This window comes from Candidatus Acidulodesulfobacterium acidiphilum (assembly GCA_008534395.1).
GTDB lineage: Bacteria > SZUA-79 > SZUA-79 > Acidulodesulfobacterales > Acidulodesulfobacteraceae > Acidulodesulfobacterium_A > Acidulodesulfobacterium_A acidiphilum.
Window position 1 is genome coordinate 18,380 of the sequence record SHMQ01000009.1, and the last position, 26,532, is coordinate 44,911.

The following is a 26,532-nucleotide window of genomic DNA, read 5'->3' on the forward strand; positions in this document are numbered from 1 at the left end:
TTATATTCAAAAAGCAAATATGTCGATTATTTACGTTATTTTTATGGAGCTTATTTAATTTTATTTATTATTTTATTTTTAAGTATTATATCTTATTGGAAACAGGTATATTTATCGAGATAGATTTTAGTTTATCTCCGTATATATTTTTCAAAAATTTAACAAAATATTCAATTTGAGGAATTAAAAAGTTAAATCCGAAATTATTGTTTATTATAAAATCTGATTTTTTAATTTTTCCCTTCTGATTCAATTGATTTTCATCTCTTTTTACAAAGTCTTCTATATCGAATTTTTTATAAGACCGCATGAGCCTTTTTGAAAAATCGCAGGTTACTACGACTAATTTATCTAAATTTTTATAATATCCCGATTCTATGATAACTGCTCCTTCAATAACGGCTGCGCTTTTACCGCTTTCGGCAAGAAATACTTCTATATTTTTCCGTAAAGCAGGATAAACTATATCTTCTAAGATTTTTTTCTTTGAAATATCCGAAAAAATTATGCCGGCAAGTATCTTACGGTCTATATCATAATCTTTATTTAAGATTTTATTTCCAAAAAAATCAACAATTTTTTTATACTCAAAGCTATTTTTTTTATAAATTTTTTTTGCCTCTTCGTCAAGATTTACCGTTAAAAAACCAAAATCCTTAAATAAATTAAGAACGGCAGTCTTGCCGGAGCCTATAGAGCCGGTCAATCCTATTTTAATCATCTATTTTTATTATTTATAAAGTTCCGTAATACTTAATCTTTAATTTGCTATCGAGATAAAAGAAACCTGCCTTTTATCGGTCTTATTGCGTCTGTAACTAAAAAAATCTTCGTTTTCAAGAGTGCATTTATTTATGTCGTAAACATTTTTGCCGCTTAAGCCGTTTAAAATTAATTCATTTTTAATATATGCTTTTAAGTCGAAAAAAATTTTACCTTCATCGGCGTTTTGTTTAAAAAATTTAATATTTAAATTATTTTGTTTTAAAAATAAATTCAAAAAATCTTCTTTAACTTCATAGCATTTTTTACATATCGAAGGACCTATAACTGCCAAAATTGAACCTGCGTTTATATTGAATCTGTTCGTCATTATATATAAGGCATTTCTTACTATCCCGCCGTAAGTGCCTTTCCAACCCCAATGCACGGCGCCGACGGCTGCAACGGTTTTTCCTGTAAAGCATGCGAAAAGCACCGGCACGCAGTCTGCCGTCCTTATACACAAAACTATGCCTTTCCGTCCTGTAAAAACGCCGTCTGCATCTCCGTAATCAAAAAAATTGCGTATATTTTTTTCGTTTTCTTTAAATTTTTCGTCTAAAACGTTAATATTTATACCGTGAGTCTGTTTGACTTCATATAAATAATCTTCGGAAACGATATTTAAAAACTCTTTTCTTGCCGATCCGCTTGCAGGATTCGCAGGATTAAAATCGATAGAACCGTTCAGAAAACCATATTTGACGCCAAATTCTTCAAGATTCAAATCGTTTTTATTTAACTTATAAATCATAATAGCGTATTTTTATCGTCTAAATCATCTAATAACCAGAGCATATCGTTAGGAAAATTTGCTTTTAACACAATTTTCTCTCTATTCGCCGGGTGCGGAAATTCCAGCATGTAAGCATGAAGCATCTGTCTTTTGACAAAATTTAAACTTTTATATCTGTTTTCTATATCCTTTCTTTTATAAAGTTTGTCTCCTACTATAGGATAACCTGTCCCAAAAAGAGAGACTCTTATCTGATGCGTTCTTCCCGTTTCAGGCAAAACCTTAAGTAACGTCGCAACACCTCTTATATATCTCATATTTTCATAGCGGGTAAGGCAGTGTTTCCCCGTTTCTTTTTTATCCATTGCCATTTTAATCCTGCTTCCGGCATCCCTTTTTATAAACCCCTCTATACATCCGCATTTTTGAGTTATAATGCCGTAAACCGCCGCAAAATAAGTTTTTTTAATTTCCCTATTTTTAAAACTTTCCGCAAGAGCATTATGCGCAAAATCGTTTTTAGCTATAAGCATAATACCCGAAGTATCTTTGTCCAACCTGTGAACTATCCCGGGTCTTTCTACTCCTCCTATTCCTGAGAGATTTGATATCTTACCAATTAAAATATTAACAAGGGTATTGTCGTAATTCCCTTTTCCAGGGTGGGACGAAATGCCTGCAGGCTTATTTACTGCCGCAATATATTCATCTTCATAAATTATTTCTATATCTCTGTCGAATATCTTTATTCCCGGTTTAATTAATTCAGGTTCCTTAAAAACTATCAGACTACCTTCTTTTAATAAATAGGCAGGTTTTTTTACTGCGGCTCCGTTTACTTCTACCGCACCGCTTAAAATCAGCTTTTTAATGAAAGTTCTTGTTTTATCGGAAAATTTTGCAGATAAAAAAACATCCAATCTTACTGCCTGTCCTTGATAAATAAACGAAACTATTCCCATAAAACGCGGCCGGTCATTTCGGCCGGCACTTCTAATCCTATTAACTTTAAAATGGTCGGCGCAATATCTGCAAGCCTACCCGGCTTTAAAGGTGAAATTTTCTTAAAATCGTTTGAAACTATAACGAACGGTACAGGATTGAGAGTATGATTAGTCATAGGCTCTCCGTTATCGTCTATCATGGTTTCCGCATTGCCGTGGTCTGCAGTTATGACGCATATGCAGTCTTCGAGGCTTAAAATTACGGGTATTATCTCACTAATTACCGAATTGACCGCCTGAACCGCTTTTATGGCGGCATCGTAATTACCGGTATGCCCTACCATGTCGCAATTTGCAAAATTACACACTATTAATTCATATTTATTTGATTTTATCTTTTCTATAAGTGCGTCTTTAATTTTAAACGCGCTCATTTCGGGTATTAAATCATATGTTTTAAATTCTCTCGGAGAAGGTATAAGCAACCTTTCTTCGTTTTTAAAAGGCTCCTCTCTGCCGCAATTAAAAAAATAGGTTACATGAGCATATTTTTCGGTTTCCGCTATCCTGAATTGGTTAAAACCGCAATTCGATATAACCTCTCCCAGAATATTTAAATAATTTTGAGGTTCTATCATATATTTATTTTTAAAAGAGTCATCGTATTTAGTCATAGTAATAAAATTTTTGACGGGTTTGAACTGTCCTCTGGAAAAATAATTAAAATCGTCAAAAGTAAGCGACATAGTAATCTCTTTTGCCCTGTCTGCCCTGAAATTAAAGAAAAAAACGCCGTCGTTTGCTTTAATTCTGCCGTCGTTTTCCGCGCCGTTATCAATTACTATCGCCGGCATAAATTCATCCGTAATACCATTGTCGTAAAATTTCTTTACGGCTTCCAACGGATTGCTGATTTTTTCTCCTTTTGCCTGAGTCAGCAAATTAAAAGCGACTTCAACCCTGTCCCAGCGTGTATCCCTGTCCATAGCATAGAACCTTCCGCAAAGCGTCGAAATAAATACTTTACCTGCATAAGGCTTTATATGCTCCATTAGTTTGTTAAGAAAAATCGGCGAACTTTGCGGCGGAGAATCCCTGCCGTCCAAAAAAGGATGAATATAAATTTTTTTTATTCCGTTTTTATAAAAAACGCCCGTCAGGTATAATAAATGATTTAATTCTGAATGCACGCCGCTTTCGGAAAGAAGACCTATAAGATGAACCGTGGAATTCCCCTTTTTTATTTTTTCGATAAATTCCGATAAGGCGTCGTTAGTTTTAAGTTTATCCTCTTTTATAAGCAGGTCTATTTTCGTTAAATCCTGCATGATTACACGACCCGCGCCTATGTTGGAATGTCCGACCTCGGAATTACCCATAGTATTTTCCGGCAATCCAACATCCAGACCGTGCGCCTTTAAAGTAGTGTACGGATAATTTTTAAAAAGTTTTTCGATAAATTCAGGTTTAGCGTTTATTATTGCATTTCCTTTAATCTTTTCGGATATTCCGAAACCGTCCATTATTATCAAAACGGCTTTTTTAAAATTTTGCATTATTTGTTACCTATTAAGAGTTATATTATTCATACGCACGGCCAATACATAAAATTCCAAAACGTTATCTATCCAAGTATAGAAGAAATATTTTTTTCATCGTCTTTGGCTGCGACTTCATATAACGTGCCGGCAGTTTTAATATTATAAGTGTTCCATTTATTGCAGGAAGGACATATAGACGAATAATTATAAGATGTATAACCGCAGTTGGAACATACAAAAGGCAGTTTAACGGGATAGTTATTTTTAAGGGCTTTTCTAAAGTTTACCGATGCGTCGTTATATTTTCCTCTTTTAAAATAACATTCTGCGAGCAGTAAATTTAAGGCGTTATCCTTAAAAATATTAGCCGGAATTAAAGATAAAGTTTCTATAGCGTCGTCTATCATCTCCAACCTTATATACAATTTTCCTAGAAAAAGCCTGTATTCCCATCTTTCAGGATTGTCGTAAATAAGCTCCTGATAAAATCTTATTATATTTTCGGGGTGATTGGTCTTAATCGAAACATCCTCTATTTTTATTGCGATAGCTAAATTAGACGTTTTAAGAAATGCCTTTTCCCATAATTCAAAAGCTTCGTTTATTTTTTCTTTTTTTATTAAAGCATCACCCAGAGACAAATAAGCCGGCACAAAATTTTTGTCCTGACTAAGCACTTGATTGAAACGCTTCATTGATCTTACCGTATCGTTTTCGGTTTCTAGAAGATATTTGCCGAATTCATATTTTAACCCCAGCATAACCTGTTCTTCTTTTTTGTTTATATCTTTATCTTTAGACTGGGAAAGAAAAAGTTTGGACATTCTGTATGCGTTTTTCCATTCCTCTTTTTTTATAAAAATATCTTTTAACTGGGATATGGCGTAAAGATCGTCTGATGAATATTCAAGCGCTTTATTGAAATAAAAAACGGCTTTATCGTACTCTTTATTAAGTTTATAAAGATTACCTGCTTCATTTAGCGCGGTAACATTTTCTTTTTCTATTTCTAATGCTTTATTCAAGGCATTTTCCGCTTCCTTAATCTTTCCTTTATGTTTATATATTTTTACAAGCAGAAGATACGCCCCTATATTATTCGGATAATTAATTGAATACTTTTTTATTAAATCTATTCCCTTATCGTACTGTCCTTTAATGTATGCTTCAAACGCTTTATTTACGGAATTGTCAAGCTCGGTTTTTATATACTGCTTTCTTTTATAAAATATATTTTTAATCTGAACTATAGAATCTTTTAAAACGTTTATTATTAAAATAATCGCTATTCCTATCAGGAATGCGGCGAATATGTAAATTATAAGATAATTATGGATAACGTAAAGTTTCCCCGGGGCATAATGGAGAGGAATCCTCTGAGGATTAAGGGCATAAAGATATTCAAAAAATGCGACTAAAATAAGAATCGCTACTATGACGGTTATTATATACATATTTGACGTCTGCCTTTTTTCTATATATTTATATACATCATTTATTACGGTTTATTTGCCGCATATACACTCATAGCCCTTATTCGTTTACGTTTAAAAATAACTTTATAACGTTTATATTTTTAATTAACGTTTAAGGTTTCGCCGAACGAAGATTCCACTATTAATTCTTTAGCCTCCGGCCACAAGCCTTCTATATTATAATAATTTCTCAAGTCGTCGTGGATTAAATGAACCATAATACCGCCGTAATCGATGACTATCCATCTTGCGCCCGGCGTAGAAATTCCTTCCTGTCCAAGAGGTTTTTGTTTGAAAGAAGACAGCAGGTTATCGGCTATCGTGTTAAGGTGTCTGTCCGAAGAACCGCTTGCCACGAATATAAAATCGGTAATGCTTGAAATTTTTCTAACGTCTAAAACTATTATATCACGGGCTTTTTTTTCCAAAAGAAAATTTATTACGGCCCTTACGTCTTTATTTGTTCTTTTTAGCGGTTTTCTGTTTTGATTCATATAGTTTATTTTTTATTATATAATTAATAACGCCGTTTGGCAACAAAAAGAGGTTTGAAATATTATTTTTAAAATTATTTCTTATAACGGTAGAAGAAATATCGAGTTTAGTCGTATTAAAAAAATAAACCGCTCTTTTTTCGTCTATAACGATTTTTTCCTCTTTTAAATCAACTTCGGCATCTTCTTTTAAATTATCGGGTAAAAAATCGATTAGCTTTACTAAATTTTTAAAACCGTATTTCGGTCTGCCTGCTACTATAAAATCTATCGTTCTCAATATCGCTTCGGCATTCTTCCAGCTTTTTAATCCTAAGAAAGCATCTGCTCCTGCTATAAAATATAAATCGTCGTCTTTATATTTTTTTTTAAGCTCTACTATCGTATCGTAAGAATATGAAAATCCGCCTCTTTTAATTTCTATATCCGAAACTTTAAATTTTTGCTCGCCCTTTATAGCTATTTCCGCCATTTCGAGTCTTTTTTGCGGATGAGCTTCGGCGTTAATATTTTTATTGGACGTTATATTTGTAGGAACGAATATAACCTGGTCCAAAAATTTTTCCGCTATTTCTTCGGCCGCCCTTAAATGGCCGTAATGTATAGGATTAAAGGTGCCTCCGAAAATTCCTATTTTCATAATTTAAATTTTTTCGCCTTTACTTAAACTGACTTAACCTTAAGTTCTTTTCTGATAATTCCCGAATACTACGAATTTAGTGGTAGTAAGTTCTTTTGCCCCCATAGGTCCGTATGCGTGAATCTTAGAAGTAGATATGCCTATTTCCGCGCCCAGCCCAAGCTCGAAACCGTCGTTAAATCTGGTGGAAGCGTTTACAAGTACGCAGGATGAATTTACTTTTTTTATGAATTCAAGCGCTCTCGTATAGTTTTCCGTCATTATGGATTCGGTATGGTTGGAACCGTGAAGCCTTATGTGTTTTATGGCTTCGCCGATATTTTTAACGGTTTTAACCGCCAGCGTAAGATTGAGGTATTCCGCATCCCAGTCCGCATCGGCGGCCGGAATTATAAAATTATACCTGCTTTTAAAAATATTCATTATCTCGCCGTCAACTCTTGTTTCAACCTCATTCCTTTTAAGTTCGTCAAGCATTGCAGGCATAAAATCGTTCATAATATCGGAATGGACTAAAAGCGTTTCTAAGGCGTTGCAAACCGAAGGCCTCTGAACTTTTGCGTTAATTATAACGTCTATCGTTTTTTTTATATCGGCGTATTTATCGACGTATATATGGCAGACTCCCTTGTCGTGTTTTATAACCGGAATTTTAGAATTTTCGGTTACGAAAGAAATAAGCCCTTCGCCGCCCCGCGGTATTATAAGGTCTATATATTTTCTGAGCGATATCATTTCGGTTATAGCAGATCTGTCGATATAAGGGATTATGGACACGGTTTCCGGGGGAAGACCATTAATCCTGAGGCTTTCAGAAACTATCGAAGCAAGCATTTTATTGGAATTTATAGCTTCCGAACCTCCCCTTAATATTACCGCGTTGCCGGACAAAAGGCACAAAATAGAGGCATCTATGGTAACGTTAGGTCTCGATTCGTAAATTATTCCTATTACGCCGAGCGGTATTCTCATCCTGCCGACCATTAGCCCATTAGGCCTTACCGCCATATTTTCTATTTCGCCTACCGGATCTTTAATCTTCATTACGTCGTCGATAGAATTAAGCATCGAAGAAAATACTTTGCCGCTAATAAAGAGCCTGTCTATCATCGGTTTGCTTAATCCCGCCGCCTTTGCGCTTTCTACGTCCTTCTCGTTTTCGGCTTCTATTGCTTTCCTGTCTTTTATCAAAAGATCTTTTAGCGTGGATAAGACGCTAAGTTTCACGGCGGAACCGGCTTCCGCTATTTTGCCGGAGGCATCGCGCGCCTTTTTGGCGATTTCTTCGATAGAAACGGTTTTATTATTATTTTTATTTGTATCTATATTAATTCTATCATTATCTGTCATATTTACTCCTTTTATATATTTGCGACCATCTTGTCCTTATGCACGACGAGGGAAGAAATGTTGTCTTTTCCGAATTTAGCTTCTATCTCTTCAGAGCTTAACCCTTTTATTTTTTTAATATCGTCCGAATCTAAATTGGATATGCCTTTAGACAAAACCGTTCCTTTTTCGTCCAATACGTAAACTCCGTCCCCTTTTTTAAAATCGCCTTTTATTTTTATTATTCCGCCGGCAAGAAGGCTTTTGTTTTGATGCGCAATAGCTTCCACTGCCCCTTTATCTACGATTATTTCTCCGGCTTTTTCCATTCCAAATAAAAGCCAGTGCTTTTTTTTGTTAATTTTATTGCCGCGCGAAGAAACTACCAGCGTTCCGCACAATCTGCCTTTTGCTAAAGAATCCAAGCTTTTTTTATCTTTGCCGGAAGCTATAACGGTGTCTATACCCGTGCTTGCGGCGATAAAAGACGCATAAAGCTTAGACTTCATACCTCCCGTTCCATGAGCGCTTTTAGACCCGTCTTTAAAATTTTTTATATAATTTTCTATGTCGCTTATAACTTTAACGGGTTTTGCGTCCGAATAAACGGCTGGATTTTTATCGAAAACCCCTTTTACATTCGAAAGAACTATAAACAGGTCGGCGCAAACTAAGTTCAAAACAAGCGACGACAAATAGTCATTGTCGGAAAACTTTATCTCCTCGTAAGAAACGGTATCGTTTTCGTTTATTATAGGAATCACTCCGTTGCCGAGCAGTTCATTTATAGTATTTCGTGCATTAGTAAACCTTTTTCTGACGGAAACGTCCTCTTTGGTTAAAAGAATCTGCGCCGTTTTAAGTCCATATTTTTTAAAAAACGAATCGTAATTTTTCATTAAAACCGGCTGACCGCATGCGGCAAAAGCCTGTTTTTGGGGAATGGAAAAACTGCCGGTTACCGGTTTTATGTCAAGCAAATCTTTTCCGGCGGCTATGGCACCCGAAGAAACAAGTATGACTTCTTTTTTCTGCAATATAAGCGAATGAACGAAAGCGCAAATTCTTTTAAAAGAATGAGGCGACAGTTTTCCTTCTTCGTCCAAAAGAACCTGAGTGCCTATTTTGATAACTATTCTTCTTTTAGAATCGAGATATTTTTTAAAATTATCTTGGATGCCTTTAATTCCTTTAGTTTCGGTAGGTTCGTTATTTTTTTTCACTTATATATCTAATTGCAATTGCTTATTTAATTTATTATAAGATAACAATATGATAATTTTATAATATCTCATAATTATACCGCAATATTTTTTTTATTTAAAATTAAATTTAATTCGTTTTTAAGTTCCTCTATTCCCGCGCCGTAAGCCGCCGATATAAAATACACCGGAATATTTTGTTCGGAAAAAAACTTGGTTGTTTCTTTAATAATTTTATTTAATGTCCTTTTGTCCGTTATCAGGTCTATCTTATTTACAGCCGCTATCCGTTCTTTTTTGAGAATATTTTCGTCGTATTCGGTTATTTCTTTAACTACCGCTTCATATGAAGCCTTAATTTCTTTAAACGTTCCTATTTCGATAAGATAAAGCAGTATATTGGACCTTTCTATATGGCTTAAAAACTTAAGCCCGAGACCTGCGCCTTCGGAGGCGCCTTCTATTATACCCGGAATATCTACTATAGTCAGCGTTTTAGCAGACTCTTCAGGATTATCTCCGGCATAAACGCCAAGGTTAGGGGTTTTTGTCGTAAAAGGATACGGCGCTATTTTTGCATGCGAACCGGTAAGTTTAGATATAAGGGTGGACTTGCCGGCATTTGGAAAGCCGACTAAGCCTATGTCGCCCAAACTTTTAAGAACGAGGCGGACTTTTCTGGTTACGCCCGGTATGCCCGGCTGGGCAAAACGGGGTCTTCTCTGCGTTGACGACTTAAAGAAGGTATTGCCTTTTCCGCCGATACCGCCCCTGAGCAGAACCGTTTCTTCGCCGTCTTTAATAAGGTCGGCCATTACTTCGCCTGAATCGAAATCTACGACCGTAGTGCCGACCGGCACTGTTATCAAGATATCATCCCCGTCTCTGCCTTTTTTGTTATTCCCCTGACCGTTTCCGCCCTTTTCGGCAATATATCTCGGTTTATACCTGAAATCCAATAGGCTTGTTATATTATGAGAAGCCTTAAATATAACGTCGCCGCCTTTTCCTCCGTCGCCGCCGTCAGGTCCGCCTTTAGGGATAAATTTCTCCCTCCTAAAGCTTACTGCGCCCCTGCCGCCGTTTCCTGAAGCAATCGTTATTATAGCGTTATCGACGAATTTCATTATAAAATTTTTTTATGCCGTTATTAATGGCAATTTTTTAAATATTTAATTATTTTATTTAATTATTGAATTATTGAAATTAGTTTCAGCGTTAATTTTGAGAATGATAATGATATAGATATAAATAATATATATAAATATAAATTTATTATAACGCATTTATTGCTATATAAATCGCATATGGAATAGAGATAACAATAGCGCAATAAGAAAATGCCGAGAGAAACACTGCCGCCATATTTAATATATATTCGGGATATTGGATTATTTTTTATACTTTATTCTTATTTGGAAAAATTCGGTTTATATATATGTATGGTTAATGATTAAAGAAAGGAATGTGAAAAGCCGATATCTGTATTACTGCGGAATATTTTAACGAAGTAAAGTTTCTTAAGTCAAATTTTATATATCGCTTATATATACTTATATATAAACAACTTAAACTTATAGTTATTCCGCAGGTATAATACTGACGAACTTTCTGTTATTTTTTCCTATATGAAATTTTACGAAACCTTTTATTATAGAATAAAGCGTGTAGTCTTTGCCTTCTTTAACAAATTTTCCCGGATGAAAAGACGACCCTACCTGACGAACTATAATCTCGCCCGGTTTAACTAACTGGCCTCCGAATCTTTTTACTCCCCTTCTTTGTCCCTGACTGTCTCTGCCGTTTCTGGAACTTCCGCCTGCTTTTTTATGCGCCATAATATCACCTTTTACTTAAAAAATAAATAATATATAATATAAGTTTATAATTTATGCTATGCCCGTTATCTTGACTTCGGTAAAATTCTGCCTGTGTCCTCTTTTCTTTCTTTCGTCTTTACGGCGTTTCATTTTGAAAACTACTATTTTTTTTGCCCTGCCGTTTCTTACGACCGTTCCCTTCACGCTTTTATCCTTCAAAACCTCTTTATCGGTAACCAATAAGTCGCCGTTTTTAATTGCTATAGGCGTAAAAGTTATCTCTTCGCCTTTTTCTTTTCCTACCGTTTCTATTCTTAAGATGTCTCCCTGCGAAACGACGTATTGCTTTGAGCCGGCATTAATAACGGCATATTCTTTACTCATAACAAATCCTCTTTAGCTTAAAAATTTAAGGAAAATTAAACCACACATATAAACTTGAATTATTAATTTTAATAGGTTTTGATTATTTTGTCAACGATTTTTTTGCCTTTTTTTTATCCTCGCTTTTTAACGACAGCAAATAGCCTTTATAATTCAGATACTCAAGGTTCCTAAGGGAAACGCCTTTATTGCGGGCTATAAGGTTTAAACCGTTTTTTCCGGCAGAATCGGCAGATTTATCGTTAAACAGGTAATCGGCCAACGCGTTATATAATTTCAAGGGAGAATCAATCTGTCTTCCGGCGGAATTCTTTATAATCTCCTCCGCCGCTTCCGAAAAATTTTGAACGTATCTGCCAAAAATTACCGGCTTCCCAAAAATTAAAGGTTCGAGAAGATTATGCCCGCCTGACGGAATCAAGCTTCCGCCTACGAAAGCGGCATCGCATATGCCGTAAACCATCAAAAGCTGTCCTATAATATCTACTAAAATGACGACGACTTTGTTTTCGGACAAACCGCAACTATTATTATCTTTAATATTTTTAATATCTTTAGAGTCGTAATGAGAGGAATAAATTGAAGAAAGCTTATAGAGTTCTATTTCGGGTAAGTAATTATTTAAAAGTTTGTAAACCTCGTCGAATCTTTCAGGATGACGCGGAGCGACAAAAAGAAAAATTTTATTTTTATGGTTAAGCTTGTTTAATTTTATTACTGAATCGGCAATTAACTCTTCTTCCCTTTTATGAGTGCTTCCAGCCGCTATAATTTTTGCGTATTCCGAATTATTATTTTTATATTCTATGAATTTTTTGAGTATCGCGGTTTTTTCGTTTATATCTCCTGCAATAAGGGATGCATCCATGTCGAATTTCATATTGCCGGTTTGGTGCATATTTTCTTCCTTAATTCCAAGAGACGCAAATCTTTTGCAATACATATCGGATATACATAAAACAGAATCTATCTTTTTAAAGATATAACCAAAAAAGAATCTGAAACGGATATAATTTTTATAAGACTTTTCCGATATTCTTGCGTTTATTAACGCTATGGGAATATTTTTTTTATTAAGAATATTAAATAAATTAGGCCATATTTCAGTTTCTACCGAAATAAACAAAGACGGTTTTATCAGTTTCAAAATACTGCTTACGGAAAAAAGAAAATCGTAAGGAAAATAAAACGTTAAAACGTTACCGTTGTTTTTATAAAGATTGTCCGCAAAATCGAAACCTGTTTTCGTGGTAGCGGAAAGGTATATTTTCTTGCCGTATTCCGACTGCAATAAATCGATAAAATTTACCGCCGCCCTCATCTCCCCAAGCGAAACGGCGTGGATCCAGACTCCTTCCTGAAAAGCCTCTTCCTTTAAAGGCTTGAAAGCGGAAGGGAAAAATTTATATAAGTAGCCTTCGCTTCTTTTATTTTTAGCGAGATTAAAAAAAGTTAAAGCTATAAAAAAAAATGGAAATAAAAACAATAAAATAATATTATAAACTGTGAATAAAACTTTTTCCATACATATAAATAACGGCTATTCCATCTGTTTTAAAAGAAGATTTTTATAAATTCCGTCCAATTTTATTAAATCCTCATGGCTTCCGCTTTCGGCTATTTCGCCTTTTTCGAGGACATAAATCGTATCTGCATGTTTTACGGTGGATAGCCTATGGGCGATTATAAGGACTATTTTATTTCTGCACAAACCGCCATATAGTCTGCCATGCGAATCTGCTTTACCTGAACCTGATATTTGATTTATTGTTCCTTCGTCTGCGTTTGAGGTTTTGTTAACAGCTTCTCCGATGCCATCTTCTTCGTATCCGAACAGCGCCCGCTGGATTTTCTTTTCCGATTCTCCGTCCAAAGAAGAAGTAGCTTCATCAAGTATAAGTATGGGTGCGTCCTTTAGAAACGCCCTGGCGATTAAAATTCTTTGCTTTTCTCCGCCGGAAAGCCTTAATCCCGCTTCATCTACTATCGTGTCGTATCCCTGGGGAAGATTTTTAATAAATTCGTCCGCAAATGCCAACTTTGCGGAGTTTACTATTTCTTCCATACTTTTGCCGCTCGTTCCGTATTCTATATTAAATTTTACGGTTTCGTTAAAAAGAACGACGTTCTGGGAAACGTAAGATATGGAATCCCTTAAATCTTTTAAATTAAACTCTTTTATGTTTATTCCGTTAATGTCGATTTCGCCGGAAGACGGTTCGTAAAAACGCGGAATAAGCATCGATATCGTACTTTTGCCGGCTCCCGAAAAACCCACTACGGCGGCTATCTCGCCTTTATTGATTTTTATGTTTATATTTTTAAGGTCGAAATGCTCGTCGCACGCTTTTCCTCTTTCTTCGTTTGAGCCGCCGGAAATATCGTTTTTTATATTATCTTTGGCATTATTTTTATCATTATCTACGTTATTGACTGTATCGCCTTGTCCGCCGCAAAAGTCGTAACCGAAATATAGATTTTTTATTTCAAGGATGTTTATATCTTTTGGAACTGGCTTATTTCCTCCGGTTTCCTCCTGCTTTTCGTCTAATATGCCGAATATTCTGGTGCCGGCGGCTATGCCTTCCTGAAGGCTGTTGTTAAGCCTCGACAAACTCTTTACCGGCTCGTAAAGAAGGAGGATAGCAGTTAAAAAAGAAAAGAAATTGCCCGGCGTATATCCGAATTTTATAACCTGAAGTCCGCCTATAAATATTATAACGGCAACCGAAATTCCGCCTATAAGTTCTACGAACGGCACTGTAAGCCCCCTTATTTTCGTCATCCTCATAAAAAATCTGTAAAGATTGTCGGAGAGCTTTTTAAATCTCTTTATTTCAAAATCTTCCATATTATAGGCTTTCACCATTCGCAAACCTGAAATGGTTTCGTCTAAAAACTTCGTTATGTTTCCCATTTCGTTCTGCGTATCGGTGCTTGTCCTGCGCGCTTTTTTTCCCAGAAGCGTTACCGGAAATATTACTAACGGAAACAAAATCAAAACGGCTATGGCAAGATAAAAATCCATATAGAATACGACGATTAAAAGAACTATCATAGTAAGAATATCTTTCATAACGGCGCTGACGGTGTCCGATACCGTTCTTTGAATGATATTTATATCGTAGGTTATTCTTGCGATAAGTACGCCCGTAGGTATTTTATTTAGCTTTGAAACAGGCAGTTTTACTATTACCGAATAAACTTCGTCCCTGAGCGACCTTATTATATTCTGCCCTACCGACCCCGTATAGTAAAACTCGGCATAGTAAAAAACATTTTTTACTAAAAAGATTAATATTACGAGCAAGGGTATAAGTATAAGTTCGGTATAGCTTTTAGTAATAAATATATTATTAATAAGCGGTTTTACTATATAAGCAAGCGCTCCGGTAAGAGCGGAAACTATAGCCATGCTTATTACCGCCATAATAAGCTTTTTCTTATAAGGCAGGATGTAAGGAATAAGTCTTTTTAAAACCGATAAATCCTTTTTCATATTTTTTTTATTAAACATTTTAATTTTACAGGAAATTATCCTATTATTCCTATTATTTTATCATAAATTATGCCTGCCGACGCATCAAAAGGATCGACGCCGGCATCTTCTAATGTAGAAACTACGGAGGATATTTTTTTTAGCGCATTTTCTCTGTACTCTTCGTCTTTTAAAAATTTATCGGCTTCCTTAAAAACGTTTTCGGGGTTAAACTTAAATTCTATCAGTTCGGGAGCAACCTCTTCTCCCGCAAGTATGTTTATGAGTCCTGCATATTTTATTCTCACTAATATTTTAGCAAGAATATAGGTTAAATAGTTTAAATAATAAAATATTATTACGGGCTTGCCGTAAAAACAGGCTTCTAAGGAAGCGGTGCCGCTTGCAGTTATTATTAAATCGCTCGAAGACAGGGCAAAACCTATTGAATCGGTAAATATATACATATCTTTTTTTAAGGCTGGACTGTTTTCTACCGCATCTTTAAAATAGGAAAAATCAATCCCTTTTCTGAACGGAAAGATAAAGAAAGCTTCTTTATAAGCCGATTTTATCCGTAAAACGGAATCGATTATCCTTTGCGAGTGATATTTAAGTTCGGTTTTCCTTGAGCCGGGCAGAAAAGATATAATCGGATATTTTCCGTTCAAGAGTTTTTGCATTTCGGCATCTTCGGATAAATTTGCAGACAAAACGTCTTTTTTGTTTAAGATATATAAAGGGTTGCCGAAATAATAAGACTCTATGCCCTCTTTTTTATAAATATCCTTCTCGAAAGGAAAAATAGTTATAACGAATTTTATATATTTTTTAATAAATTTTATTCTGCCGTAACGGGATGCCCATATTTTAGGAGGTATAAAATAAACTGCGGGGATTTTAAGCTTATTTGCCAATTTTGCGATTTTAAAATTAAAGGAGGGAAAATCGACGAGAATAATTGCATCTGGTTTGTTAGACTCTATCCATAAATATAAATTTTTTAACACTTTTTTTATCGTTTTTAACTTTAAAAGCACTTCGGTGAAACCCATAACCGATAATTCTTTAATATCGGCTATCAACTCGGCGCCGGCGCCGGCGCTGTTTTTTCCGCCCATTGCGTAAATATCGACGGATATGCCATCATCGTCAAGTTTCTTAATCTTTTCAATCTTTTTAAGCGACGATATTAGTCCGCCGGCAAAAACGTCGCCGGAGGGTTCGCCCGAAACTACTAGTATTTTATGTATTTGCATGATATTTGTTTATAACTGCAACCTTTAATTATGAACTATATAAGGATTAACATATATTGCGGGGTTAAAAACGACGGCTTAAAAAATATATACGGCGATATCTTCGGAATCGGCCTTCTTAATAAATTCATCTTTCCTGATGACTATAGTATTGCGTTCAAAAGCAAGGCAAGTCGCGTTTACCGAAATTATCGATTCTAAAGTATCGAGTCCTACTGCCGGAATGTCGAATCTTAAATCCTGGTTTGGCTTATTAACTTTTACGACTACGGCGCCCCCGTTTGCAAGTTTTCCGCCCCTTATTATCGCTTCGTCCGTGCCTTCTATGGCTTCGAGAGCCATTACCGATTTATCTTTAACTACCGCCGTCTGCCCAATATCCGCCCCTGCAATCAGCATTGCCGCGTTTTTTCCGAACTCTATATCTTCTTTTTCTTTTTTATTGGGCGGCCTCTTAGATGCGGCTCCAGACGGCAAAAAAACTGAAGAGATATATTTCGTCTGAGGAACTATGGTTATTCCTTCCTTTTCCAAAAATTTGCAAATAGCATTAAGTATGGTGTCGTCTTTTTTGTCTTTAAGGGACAAGAAAAGGGTTATTGCCTTGATATCAGGTTTGACTTTTTTAAACATAAGGGTTTTTCTGACTTTACCGGCCATTATAACTTCGCTGACGTTTTCGGATTTAAAAAAATTAACTAATTTGCCGAGCTGTCCGACGCTGACGTAAATAATCTTGTCGGCGCGATATGCAAGTGATTTGTCGGCTTCTTCTTCGATTGCGCAAACCTTCACCGAATAACCAGCCGATTTTAATTCGTCGATGTATATTAGCGGAAACTCGCCGTAACCTGCGATTATACCTATATTTTTATTTTCCATATTTTAAAACTTCCGCTATTTATCTGGTAATACCTCTTCTGGAATCGGATATAAACGAAGTGAATTTTTTTATTTTTTCGGTTTTTCCTATTTCCTGCTCTATTCTTTCTATAGCAATTTTAACCGTAGCTTTCGACCTATAAACAATTTTATATGCATTTTTTATCTGTTCTATCTCTTCTTTGGTAAAGCCTCTTCTTTCCAATCCTATTCTGTTAATTCCGTAAATTTTTGCCCTGTCGCCGGAAGCAACGAGATAAGGAGGAATATCCTGTACGACCATGGAACCGCCCGCTATAAGAACGGATTCGCCTATGCGGACGAACTGATGAATTGCGCAAAGACCGCCTAGTATCGCATAATCCTGAATTTCTATATGTCCTGCAAGGGTAGCGTTATTCGCAAAAATATTCCTGTTGCCTATAGTACAGTCGTGAGCTATATGCACGTGCATCATGAAAAGATTACCTTCGCCCACTACTGTAACTCCGTTGCCGGTTACGGTGCCGGGATTCATAGTTACGTATTCTCTTATTATATTGTTATCGCCTATAATAAGTTTAGTATTTTCGCCTTTATACTTAAGGTCTTGCGGAACCGAACCTATAGAAGCGAATTGAAATATTTTATTTCCGTCGCCGATCGTAGTGTTGCCTTCTATAACGACGTGCGGCGCAATTTGATTATTTTTGCCGATTTTCACGCCGCTTTTTATAATAGTATAGGGTCCGACTTCGGTCGATTCGTCTATTATGGCTCCTGGATAAATTATTGCAGTTTTATCTATCATATTTTAATTTCGTATTCCATTTTTATTTTTTTATTGTTTCTATTTAATATCGGGGACAGAATTGAATTCTGTCCTGATACATTTTGCGTTAGTGTCCGAATTGAATTCCTGCACTACATTTATTTCGGCATAAATGTTGCCATTAGTTCTGCTTCGGCGCAGATATTTCCTTCTACTTCGGCTTTGCCTGAAAAAACCCACACGAACTGTTTTCTTTTAATAAGTTCGACTTTTAAATACACCGAGTAACCGGGTAATATAGGTTTTCTGAATCTGGCCTTATCTATTCCCATAAAATAAGTTAATTTGTTTCTTAAATCGTCATTTTCTTCCGTTTTATAAGCTAAAATGCCGCCCGCCTGAGCAAGAGCCTCTAATATTAATACTCCTGGCATAACCGGATAACCCGGAAAATGCCCCTGAAAAAAAGGTTCGTTTATAGTAGTATTTTTAACGGCGATAATAGATTTGCCTTTTTCTAACGATACGACTTTATCTATCATAAGAAAAGGATATCTGTGCGGTAAAAGATTTAAAATTTCTCCTATGCCTATTATTTCGCCGTCTTTCAAAACGCTTTTCTTTTCTTCTTTTTTTTCCATTTTTTTTCAATCCTTAGTTTTTGAAATTTCCTTTAATTTCTTATATAATTCCGGAAGTTTCTTAAAAAGCACTACCGAGTTGCGCCATTCTTTTATAGGAAAAGCGGGCGAACCGGATAAAATCTCGCCGTCTTTTATATTGCCCGATATTCCCGACTGAGCCGCTATCATAACGTTGTTTCCGACTTCGATATGTCCGGCTATACCGACCTGTCCGCCTATAGTAACGTTATCGCCGATTTCAGTACTGCCCGCAATTCCTGTTTGAGCCGCTATAACGCAATTTTTACCTATTATTACGTTGTGGGCAACCTGAACTAAATTATCTATTTTTGTTCCCGCTCCGATTTTGGTAAAATCTACTGCGCCTCTGTCTATAGTTGTATTAGCGCCTATTTCTACATTGTCCTCAAGCTCTGCATATCCAGTATGGATTATCTTAACGTAACCGGATTTGCCTCGTGCAAAACCAAAGCCGTCGCTGCCTATAACGGCTCCTGCATGTATTATACAGTTATTGCCTATTTTAGAATCGTCATAAATCGTAACGTTGGGGTATATTAGGACGTTATTGCCAATATTTACTTTATTTCCGATATTTACGTTAGACATTATCCTGCAATTATCCCCTATAGAGCTGCCTTCGCCTATATAAACTCCTGGATAAATTACGGTATTTTCACCCTTTTTTGATGTTGCTCCTATATAATATCTATTTTGGAAGTTTTTCCTGATATCATTGTAATCTATTTTATTTTTTTCGTCGATAAAATTTTTAAAAATTTGCGTAGCTTGTGCAAAAGAAAGGTATGAATTTTTGGAATCTAAAATTATAAACTTAACTTTGGAAGGTAATTCACTTTTTAGAGACTCATAATCCATAATAACAGCGCAAGCTTTGGTATCAATGAGCTGCTTTAAATATTTATGTCCGGCGGCAAAAGAGATTTCGTTCTCTTTTGCCGCTTTAAGCGAACCTATTCCTGAAACGTCTATATCGTTGATATCACCTATAACTTTGTTAAAAGATAAAGAAGATATTAAATCTTTTAAAAGCATAAATATAAATAAATATTATAAATTTCTGAAAATTAGTTAAGATTTTATTTTTATTTATTTTGCATTTATCTGCCGTAAAACTTGATTGGTTATATCTATTGAATTAGCTCTGTAAACTACGCTTGGTCTGTCTATGACTAAAATATATCCTTCTTTTTTTGCAATAGAGTTAATAATCGACGTGGCTTTATTGACTATTCCCTTTAGCAATTCAAATCTTTTTTCGGACATAACGCCCCGAATATGTTTTTCCTGAGCGGAATAGTTTGATATATCCGTTTCAAATTCTCTGGTTTTTTTTGTTTTTTCCGCGGCGGACATTATAGAACCGTTATTTTTTAAATCAGCCTGAATTGCCGCAATTTTTTTTCTCATGGCAAGAAGCCTTCTGCTATATTTGGAAGCTAACGCTTTTAATTCACTGTTTGCAGCTTTTCCTTGGTTGGACATTGCAATAACTTTCTGCATATTAACGACTGCAATGCTTGAACCTGCCGCATTTGCTTTGACTGAGCCAAAAATGATAGTTGCCGCTAACATTAAAAAAACTGCTAAACTTAAATTGAAAATAATTTTTTTCATAAAAAATCTCCTTATTTATATTTAATTTTATATTTGCTGCCTTTTCTCATTTCTAAATACCAGGAAGGCCTTCTCCAAGACTAAACTGTATTCTTGTAGAATTATTACCGTTAATGGGCGACCCAAGTATCTTGCCGTAAGTGATAGTAATGGGTCCAAACGGAGAATACCAGTTAAAACCAATACCTGCCGCCTGAACTAAACTTATAGGAAAGACTGGCTCGCTTTGCAGCCAAGCATTACCTGCATTCCACCACAAAAATCCGTAAAATTTCATCCGTTTTAGAATAGGTATAAAATATTTTGCCTGAACGGTAAACATTTTAGTGCCGCCGACTAAATTTCCGTCTTCCGACGGACCTACCGAGTCATACATAAAGCCCAAAAGAGGATAATTGTTCATTATGCCGCCGACAAAAAACCGTTGGTATATAGGAAGAGGGTAAGAAGAGTTAGTTCCCGTTATATAGCCCAACTGAGCCCCTTGCATAAAAGAAGTTCCCCACCACAACGGAATGTAATGATTAGCCTGAATTACGTATTTAACGAAATCGTCGTTTCCGCCTATAGGAGGTCCGGCATAACTTACTCTAAAACTGTCCATATCGCCTGCCGTGGGTACTATAGGATTATTTAACGTATTATAAACCGTCGTCAAAGAAACTTCGCTTGTAGTAACCTTCCCCTGCGGTAAAATATTTGTAAGACCCTGTATGATAACGGAATTATCCTGCTCTAACAAGTACCTAAAATATTCCGTCAATACGTTGCCGTATAAAGGATAACCGAAAGTTACCGAACCGCCGACCGAACGGTATGCAAACTCGTAATACAGAGAGTTAAACGTATCGTACAAAGAAAGGCTTGCCGACAACGGTCTTGCGAAAATATACGTAAGATACGGCTGAAGTACATTAAAACTGTACGACTGATAAGGACCGCCCGCCTGAACGTTAATAGATGCGGAAATTCCGGTTCCGAACAGGTTGGATTCCGATATAGACGATATAGCCATAAAAGACGTAGCCGAACTGTAGCCGCCCCCTATGGTAAATTTACCGGTACTCTGTTCTTTTACATGCACTTTGACGTTTAATATATTCCTGCCCGGCACTTTTTCCGTAGTTATGGTAACATGCTTGAAATACATCAAGTTTTTTAAATTCTGCCTAGATATTTTTATTAGCTTAGGATTGTATTTCTCGCCGGGAAAAAGCACGAGCGCCCTTAAAATAACGTAACTGTATGTAATATCGTTTCCGGTAATAGTAATCTTACCGAATTTGGCGATTTTACCTTTGTGAACTATCAAAGATACCAATACCGAGCTGGTCTTGCGTTTTATCTTAATAGACGGCTGTACGTTTGCAAAAGCATAACCCTTATAGGTAAAGTATTTAGTTATGCTTAAAATTTCTTTTTCTATATTTTTCCTGTTAAATATCGACCCCGGCTTTGTTATTATAAGTTTTTGCACGGCCTGATATTCTTTGGAATTTTTCTTGGTTCCTTTTATCGTAAGATTAACTTTAGATACCCTGAATTGAGGTCCCTGCACTATCCTTATGATAATAGTTACGTATTTTTTATCTTTTGAAAATATAAACAGAGGTTTTTTTACGCTGACTTCAATATATCCGTGATTATAATAAAAACTTAAAAGTTTAATAATCTGCGTATTTAATCTCGCTTTTTTAAATTTTCCCGCCCCCGTTATCCATGTAAGAAGGTTAACCGTCTTAATGCCCATAACCGATGCAAGCTTTCCGGAAGTAAACGATGTATTACCTCTGAATTCAACTTTGTTAACCATTACCGGCTGATTTTGTTTTATTGCAAAATCAACGGATACGTAGTTTCCCGGAAGAATTTTCTTCTTCACTTTTACTTTAGCGTTATAATAGCCTTCGGCAGAATATACAAATTTTAATATTTTTAACGCTTTATCGATTTCATACGAACTGTATGGTCTTTCCGGTTTTACGTTTATAATTTTTTTAATTTTTTTAACGCTTACGGAACCGTTCCCCGTGTATTTTATAGACTTTATAAGAGGTCTTTCCGATACTATAAAGGTTATTATAAGCTGATTTCCATGAGGCTTAACGTTGACTAAAACATTTTTAAAATATCCGGTTTTATAAAGTTTTTTTACGCTGTCGTTAATTTTTTTAATAGAATATTCCCCGCCTTTATTAACTTCAATGCGATTCATTATAAAACCTTTACCTACTCTAACATTTCCTTTGACTCTTACGGCATATATAATTTTATTAAAAACAGTCTTTTTGATAGTCTTATTTTTTTCAATATTGCCGAATATAAAATTAGATACTTTTAATGACAACAAATTGACGTCTTTATCGAACTGCATTGTACCGCTACCGGATAAATTAACGGTTTTAGACTTATAAACATTCGATACGTCTATAAACATAGCATGGACGGTAAAATTAGAACCGAATCTCGAAATACTTCCCGTTATAATGTAGTTTGAATGATAAACTATGCCGAGCTTTTTTATCCGGACTAAGTTTATTTTTTTATCGTAGTTAAAGTAAGGTTTAGTTTTTAATTTAGTATAAGCAAAAACAAAATAAGGCTTTCCTGAATTTAAATATTTTTTAAAACTTTCGGCAAAAGATTTTTTTATGGATGTTAATGAGGGGGAGCCTTTCTGATAAAAAAAACCCGTCCAGACGTTTTTATTGTTCAGTGCCGCATAAGCGTTAATAGAATTTAAAATTAAAACGCCGGCTATAATAATTCCTAAAAATACTTGCTTAAAAAATTTCATTTTAATAAACTATCAAATATTAGAATTTATGTCAATTGAAAAAGGTGTCAGATTAATTTTGCGCATCATCTTTTATCTTTAATTATTTTTTTTCGTATACGCAAAATAAAATCTGACACCTTTTTCCAAATTGGAAAGCCAGAATTCAATTCCGGCACCATCACAAATTGACCTCTTCTATTAACCCGTTGGAAATTTTAATTTTACGGCTCATCATGGCGGAAAAATTTGCGTCATGAGTAACTATAGCAAGGGTTTTCCCATATTTTTTATTAAGTCCGATAATTATTTCATGAAGTTTTTCGGCATGTCGCGGGTCGAGATTGCCGGTAGGTTCATCCATTAATATAACCTCGGGAGAGCATACGAGCGCCCTTGCAATTGCCGCTCTCTGCTGTTCGCCGCCGGAAAGCATATAGGGTTTAAAATTAAGTCTTTTTTCAAGACCCATTTCGCAAAGATAATCCTTAGCAATTTTAAACGCCGCATTTTTGTTTTCTTTCCTTATCAGTAACGGCATTGCCGCATTTTCTAAACAGCTGAACTCATTTAAAAGATAGTGAAATTGAAAAACGAAACCTATATTTTTATTTCTGAAACGGGCAAGATTTGCGTCGGAAAGAGAATAAACGTCGGATTGTCCGAAATATTCGATACTGCCCGAATCAGGCTTAAGAAGCGTTCCCATGATATGCAGAAGAGTGCTTTTTCCGGTACCGGATTCTCCGGTAATAGCAACGGTATCGCCTCTTTTTATTTCAAAATCGGCTTTGTTTAAAATATTTACGGTTTCATTTCCGGCCTTAAAAATCTTGACTATGTTTTTTAATGAAACGGCTGAATTGCTTTGTATATTCATAATTTACAATTTTGACGGGGCAGAATTCAATTATACCCCCGTAGTTATAATTCGCTACTCGTATCTGACGCCTTCGGCCGGGTCTATTTTACCCGCTTTATAAGAAGGATATAAGGTTGCTATAAAACTTAAGAATATTGAACAAAAACCTATAACTACAAATTCGCCGGCTGTCATCCTAACGGGAAGCGCGGTGATGTAGTAAACCGACGACGGCAGGCTTATTATATGATACGTTTCTTCCAAATATCCTATTATAAATCCGGATATGAGTCCTAGGGCGGTTCCTATAGACCCTATAATAAGACCCTGCGCGATAAAAATAATCATTATATCTTTAGACGAAGCTCCTATGGATTTTAATACCGCTATATCTTTTCTTTTTTCCATAACGACCATTATAAGGGTTGAGATAATATTGAACGCCGCCACTAAAACTATAAGGAACAGGATAACAAACATCGTAAGTTTTTCTAATTTTATAGCGGAAAATAAATTTTTATTTAATTCTTCCCAGCTTAAAGCGTAATAAGAAGATGCCGCCGTACCCGCGTTTAATTTATCTGCAATTTTTTTCGCAAGCGCATTAGCCGAACCCAATCTGTTTAATTTAACTTCAAGTCCGGTAACTGTGTTTGACGAAAGTCCTATAAAATTCTGGGCGTTTTTGACGGATATAAAAGAAAAAGTTGAATCGTAATTATACATTCCGCTGTTGATTATACCGCAAACGGTAAATCTTTCGGTCTTAGGCATAACGCCGAAAGGAGTGATGCGCCCTTCAGGCGAAATGATAGTAACCCTGTCTCCGACCGAAACTCCGAGATTTTGCGCTAAAACTTTGCCGAGAACTATTTCGTTTTCGTTTTTAGCGTTTAAACCGGACAGACTGCCTTTTATCAAATATTTTTTTAAATCGGTAACTTTTTCTTCGGAATTTACGTCTATGCCTCTTAACACACTGCCGGTAGAGGTGCTTGACGAAGTTATCATAACGTCCGTGTATATAAAAGGAGAAACGTCTTTTACGCCTTTAACCGAACGTATTTTTTTTACAGCGCTTTTATAGTTGTTTACAAAGCCGTTATAATTTAAAACTATGACCTGCGACTCTATGCCTATTACTTTTTTTTCTAAAGCATGGTCGAATCCGCTCATTACGGATATAACCACGATAAGAGCCATTACTCCTATAGTTATTCCCATTATGGATATTAAACTGAGCAGGGATATAAAAGAATTATTCTTCGGCTTTAAATAATGCAGGGCTATTTTAGTATGAAAACTCATTATTATAATAATACTATTGATTTCGTTGATTTTGCAAGTTTATTTATTTAACGGGTTTAAGCAGCGGAAACAATATGACGTCCCTTATGGAGCTAGAATTCGTCAAAAGCATAACTACCCTGTCTATGCCTATTCCGCAACCCGCGGTAGGCGGAAGTCCCTGCTTTAAAGCTTCTATATAATCGTCGTCCATTTCCGCCGGCAAGCCTTCTTTAATTTTTATTTCTACCTGCATTTTAAAACGTTCTTCCTGATCGAGCGGATCGTTTAGTTCCGAAAACCCGTTGCCTATCTCTCTTCCGGCTATAAAAAGCTCGAACCTTTCAGTCACCGAACCGTCTTTATCGTTTCGCCTAGCAAGCGGGGAGCTTTCTACCGGATAATCTGTAATAAAAGTAGGATTCATAAGTTTAGGCTCTACCGTTTCGTCGAATAGAATAGTTAATAATTCTCCAAGACTGTCCGTTTTGCTTATACCTGGGGTGTTTCTCTTCGTTAAAATATCGAAAACTTTTTCTACGGTATCTATTTCTTCGGGTTTAAACCCGCCTATGTCTACTAAACTATCTTTAAGTTTAATTTTTTTAAAAGGCGGCTTAAAATTCAATTTTTCCGTTCCATAATCTATTTCGTAATTGCCGCAAATTTTTAACGCCAGTTCCGACATCATTTTTTCGACGAATTCCATAAGAGAATTATTTTCGGAATAAGCCGTATAAAATTCCAGCATCGTAAACTCCGGATTATGCCGGACGGATATTCCTTCGTTCCTGAAATTTCTGCCTATTTCGTAAACGCGGTCGAATCCTCCTACTACTATCCTTTTTAAGTATAATTCCGGCGCTATTCTCATATAAAGTTCTAAATTAAGAGCATTATGATGGGTTTTAAAAGGTCTTGCGGTGGCTCCGCCAGGATTAGCTTGCATCATGGGAGTTTCTACTTCGAGAAAATCGTTCGCGTCTAAAAAAGATCTGAAAAACCTTATGGTTTCGGCTCTTTTCTTAAAAATTTCCCTGACTTCCCGACTTGCTATTAAATCTACGTATCTTTTTCTAAAGCGGACTTCGATATCTTTGAGTCCGTGCCATTTTTCGGGAAGAGGGAGTAAAGACTTCGTTAAAATATGAATACTTTCTACTTTGATAGTAAGTTCGTCGGTTTTCGTCCTGAAAAGATGTCCTTTGACGCCGCAAATATCACCGGAATCGATATAATCTTTAAACAGCTCGAAATCATTTTCCGGTATCCCGTCTTTCTGAATATAGCACTGGATTTCTCCAAAGCCGTCCCTTATCCTAAAAAAAGCCGCCTTGCCAAAACTTCTTATAATAATTATCCTGCCTGCGGTTTCTACTTCTGCCCTGTTGCTTTCAAAAAAATCTTTATCGTTGCCGCCGAATTTTTCTATTATATTCTTTATATTTTCCTTCTTTTTAAAATCGTTTGAAAAAGGATTTATTCCTTTTTCTCTTAATTTATTTAATTTATCCAAGCGATTATTTTCCAAAATATTTAATTCCTGTTCCATTATATATCTCCTTTGTCAATTTTTCCCATTCATAAATTGATAAACGAAGGGATTGCTTCACTATCGTTTACAATGA

General features: G+C 35.7%; 24 protein-coding genes. All 24 read right to left on the reverse strand.

Annotation, left to right across the window (positions count from 1 at the left end; all coding sequences use genetic code 11):
• Positions 1-85: 85 nt before the first annotated feature.
• Complete coding sequence (locus tag EVJ48_04225) at positions 86-721, reverse strand: dephospho-CoA kinase (GenBank protein ID RZV39554.1); 636 nt, start codon at positions 719-721, stop codon at positions 86-88.
• Positions 722-760: 39 nt separating this feature from the next.
• Positions 761-1,516: a peptidoglycan editing factor PgeF gene (pgeF, locus tag EVJ48_04230; protein ID RZV39555.1), complete on the reverse strand. Its 756-nt coding sequence runs from the start codon at positions 1,514-1,516 to the stop codon at positions 761-763.
• Positions 1,513-2,460, reverse strand: a complete 948-nt coding sequence (locus tag EVJ48_04235) for an RluA family pseudouridine synthase (protein ID RZV39556.1) — start codon at positions 2,458-2,460, stop codon at positions 1,513-1,515. The genes pgeF and EVJ48_04235 overlap by 4 nt, the downstream gene beginning before the upstream one ends.
• Positions 2,451-3,998: a 2,3-bisphosphoglycerate-independent phosphoglycerate mutase gene (locus EVJ48_04240; protein RZV39557.1), complete on the reverse strand. Its 1,548-nt coding sequence runs from the start codon at positions 3,996-3,998 to the stop codon at positions 2,451-2,453. Before EVJ48_04240 ends, EVJ48_04235 begins: the two co-directional genes overlap by 10 nt.
• Before the next feature lie 68 nt (positions 3,999-4,066).
• Complete coding sequence (locus EVJ48_04245) at positions 4,067-5,437, reverse strand: tetratricopeptide repeat protein (GenBank protein RZV39558.1); 1,371 nt, start codon at positions 5,435-5,437, stop codon at positions 4,067-4,069.
• Between the two features lie 122 nt (positions 5,438-5,559).
• Positions 5,560-5,952, reverse strand: coding sequence for a ribosome silencing factor (rsfS, locus tag EVJ48_04250; GenBank protein ID RZV39559.1), 393 nt, complete (start codon positions 5,950-5,952; stop codon positions 5,560-5,562).
• Positions 5,915-6,592: a nicotinate-nucleotide adenylyltransferase gene (locus EVJ48_04255; protein RZV39560.1), complete on the reverse strand. Its 678-nt coding sequence runs from the start codon at positions 6,590-6,592 to the stop codon at positions 5,915-5,917. The genes rsfS and EVJ48_04255 overlap by 38 nt, the downstream gene beginning before the upstream one ends.
• 39 nt (positions 6,593-6,631) lie before the next feature.
• Positions 6,632-7,942 carry a glutamate-5-semialdehyde dehydrogenase gene (locus tag EVJ48_04260; GenBank protein ID RZV39561.1) on the reverse strand — a complete coding sequence of 437 codons (1,311 nt, stop codon included), beginning with the start codon at positions 7,940-7,942 and terminating at the stop codon, positions 6,632-6,634.
• An 11-nt stretch (positions 7,943-7,953) separates the two neighbouring features.
• Positions 7,954-9,144: a glutamate 5-kinase gene (gene proB, locus EVJ48_04265; protein RZV39562.1), complete on the reverse strand. Its 1,191-nt coding sequence runs from the start codon at positions 9,142-9,144 to the stop codon at positions 7,954-7,956.
• A gap of 74 nt (positions 9,145-9,218) precedes the next feature.
• On the reverse strand, positions 9,219-10,250 hold the full coding sequence (gene obgE / locus EVJ48_04270; protein RZV39563.1) for a GTPase ObgE: 1,032 nt from the start codon (positions 10,248-10,250) through the stop codon (positions 9,219-9,221).
• Positions 10,251-10,703: 453 nt separating this feature from the next.
• Positions 10,704-10,961 carry a 50S ribosomal protein L27 gene (locus EVJ48_04275; protein RZV39564.1) on the reverse strand — a complete coding sequence of 86 codons (258 nt, stop codon included), beginning with the start codon at positions 10,959-10,961 and terminating at the stop codon, positions 10,704-10,706.
• Positions 10,962-11,012: 51 nt separating this feature from the next.
• Positions 11,013-11,327, reverse strand: a complete 315-nt coding sequence (gene rplU / locus EVJ48_04280) for a 50S ribosomal protein L21 (protein ID RZV39565.1) — start codon at positions 11,325-11,327, stop codon at positions 11,013-11,015.
• A gap of 82 nt (positions 11,328-11,409) precedes the next feature.
• Positions 11,410-12,852, reverse strand: coding sequence for a hypothetical protein (locus tag EVJ48_04285; protein ID RZV39566.1), 1,443 nt, complete (start codon positions 12,850-12,852; stop codon positions 11,410-11,412).
• A 15-nt stretch (positions 12,853-12,867) separates the two neighbouring features.
• On the reverse strand, positions 12,868-14,844 hold the full coding sequence (locus EVJ48_04290; protein RZV39567.1) for an ABC transporter ATP-binding protein: 1,977 nt from the start codon (positions 14,842-14,844) through the stop codon (positions 12,868-12,870).
• A gap of 17 nt (positions 14,845-14,861) precedes the next feature.
• Complete coding sequence (locus tag EVJ48_04295) at positions 14,862-16,064, reverse strand: hypothetical protein (protein ID RZV39568.1); 1,203 nt, start codon at positions 16,062-16,064, stop codon at positions 14,862-14,864.
• 78 nt (positions 16,065-16,142) lie between these two features.
• Complete coding sequence (locus tag EVJ48_04300) at positions 16,143-16,946, reverse strand: LpxI family protein (GenBank protein ID RZV39569.1); 804 nt, start codon at positions 16,944-16,946, stop codon at positions 16,143-16,145.
• A 19-nt stretch (positions 16,947-16,965) separates the two neighbouring features.
• On the reverse strand, positions 16,966-17,736 hold the full coding sequence (locus EVJ48_04305) for an acyl-ACP--UDP-N-acetylglucosamine O-acyltransferase (GenBank protein RZV39570.1): 771 nt from the start codon (positions 17,734-17,736) through the stop codon (positions 16,966-16,968).
• Between the two features lie 119 nt (positions 17,737-17,855).
• A complete protein-coding gene (gene fabZ / locus EVJ48_04310; GenBank protein ID RZV39571.1) occupies positions 17,856-18,338 on the reverse strand; it encodes a 3-hydroxyacyl-ACP dehydratase FabZ in 483 nt (160 codons plus the stop codon).
• Between the two features lie 6 nt (positions 18,339-18,344).
• Positions 18,345-19,397, reverse strand: a complete 1,053-nt coding sequence (lpxD, locus tag EVJ48_04315; protein ID RZV39572.1) for a UDP-3-O-(3-hydroxymyristoyl)glucosamine N-acyltransferase — start codon at positions 19,395-19,397, stop codon at positions 18,345-18,347.
• Between the two features lie 54 nt (positions 19,398-19,451).
• Complete coding sequence (locus tag EVJ48_04320; GenBank protein ID RZV39573.1) at positions 19,452-19,979, reverse strand: OmpH family outer membrane protein; 528 nt, start codon at positions 19,977-19,979, stop codon at positions 19,452-19,454.
• Between the two features lie 52 nt (positions 19,980-20,031).
• On the reverse strand, positions 20,032-22,776 hold the full coding sequence (gene bamA, locus EVJ48_04325) for an outer membrane protein assembly factor BamA (GenBank protein RZV39574.1): 2,745 nt from the start codon (positions 22,774-22,776) through the stop codon (positions 20,032-20,034).
• Positions 22,777-22,936: 160 nt separating this feature from the next.
• Positions 22,937-23,635 (reverse strand): ABC transporter ATP-binding protein, encoded by a 699-nt coding sequence (locus EVJ48_04330; protein ID RZV39575.1) that lies wholly within the window; start codon positions 23,633-23,635, stop codon positions 22,937-22,939.
• Positions 23,636-23,689: 54 nt separating this feature from the next.
• Complete coding sequence (locus EVJ48_04335; GenBank protein RZV39576.1) at positions 23,690-24,925, reverse strand: lipoprotein-releasing ABC transporter permease subunit; 1,236 nt, start codon at positions 24,923-24,925, stop codon at positions 23,690-23,692.
• A 43-nt stretch (positions 24,926-24,968) separates the two neighbouring features.
• Positions 24,969-26,456, reverse strand: coding sequence for a lysine--tRNA ligase (gene lysS, locus EVJ48_04340; protein RZV39577.1), 1,488 nt, complete (start codon positions 26,454-26,456; stop codon positions 24,969-24,971).
• Positions 26,457-26,532 lie beyond the last annotated feature (76 nt).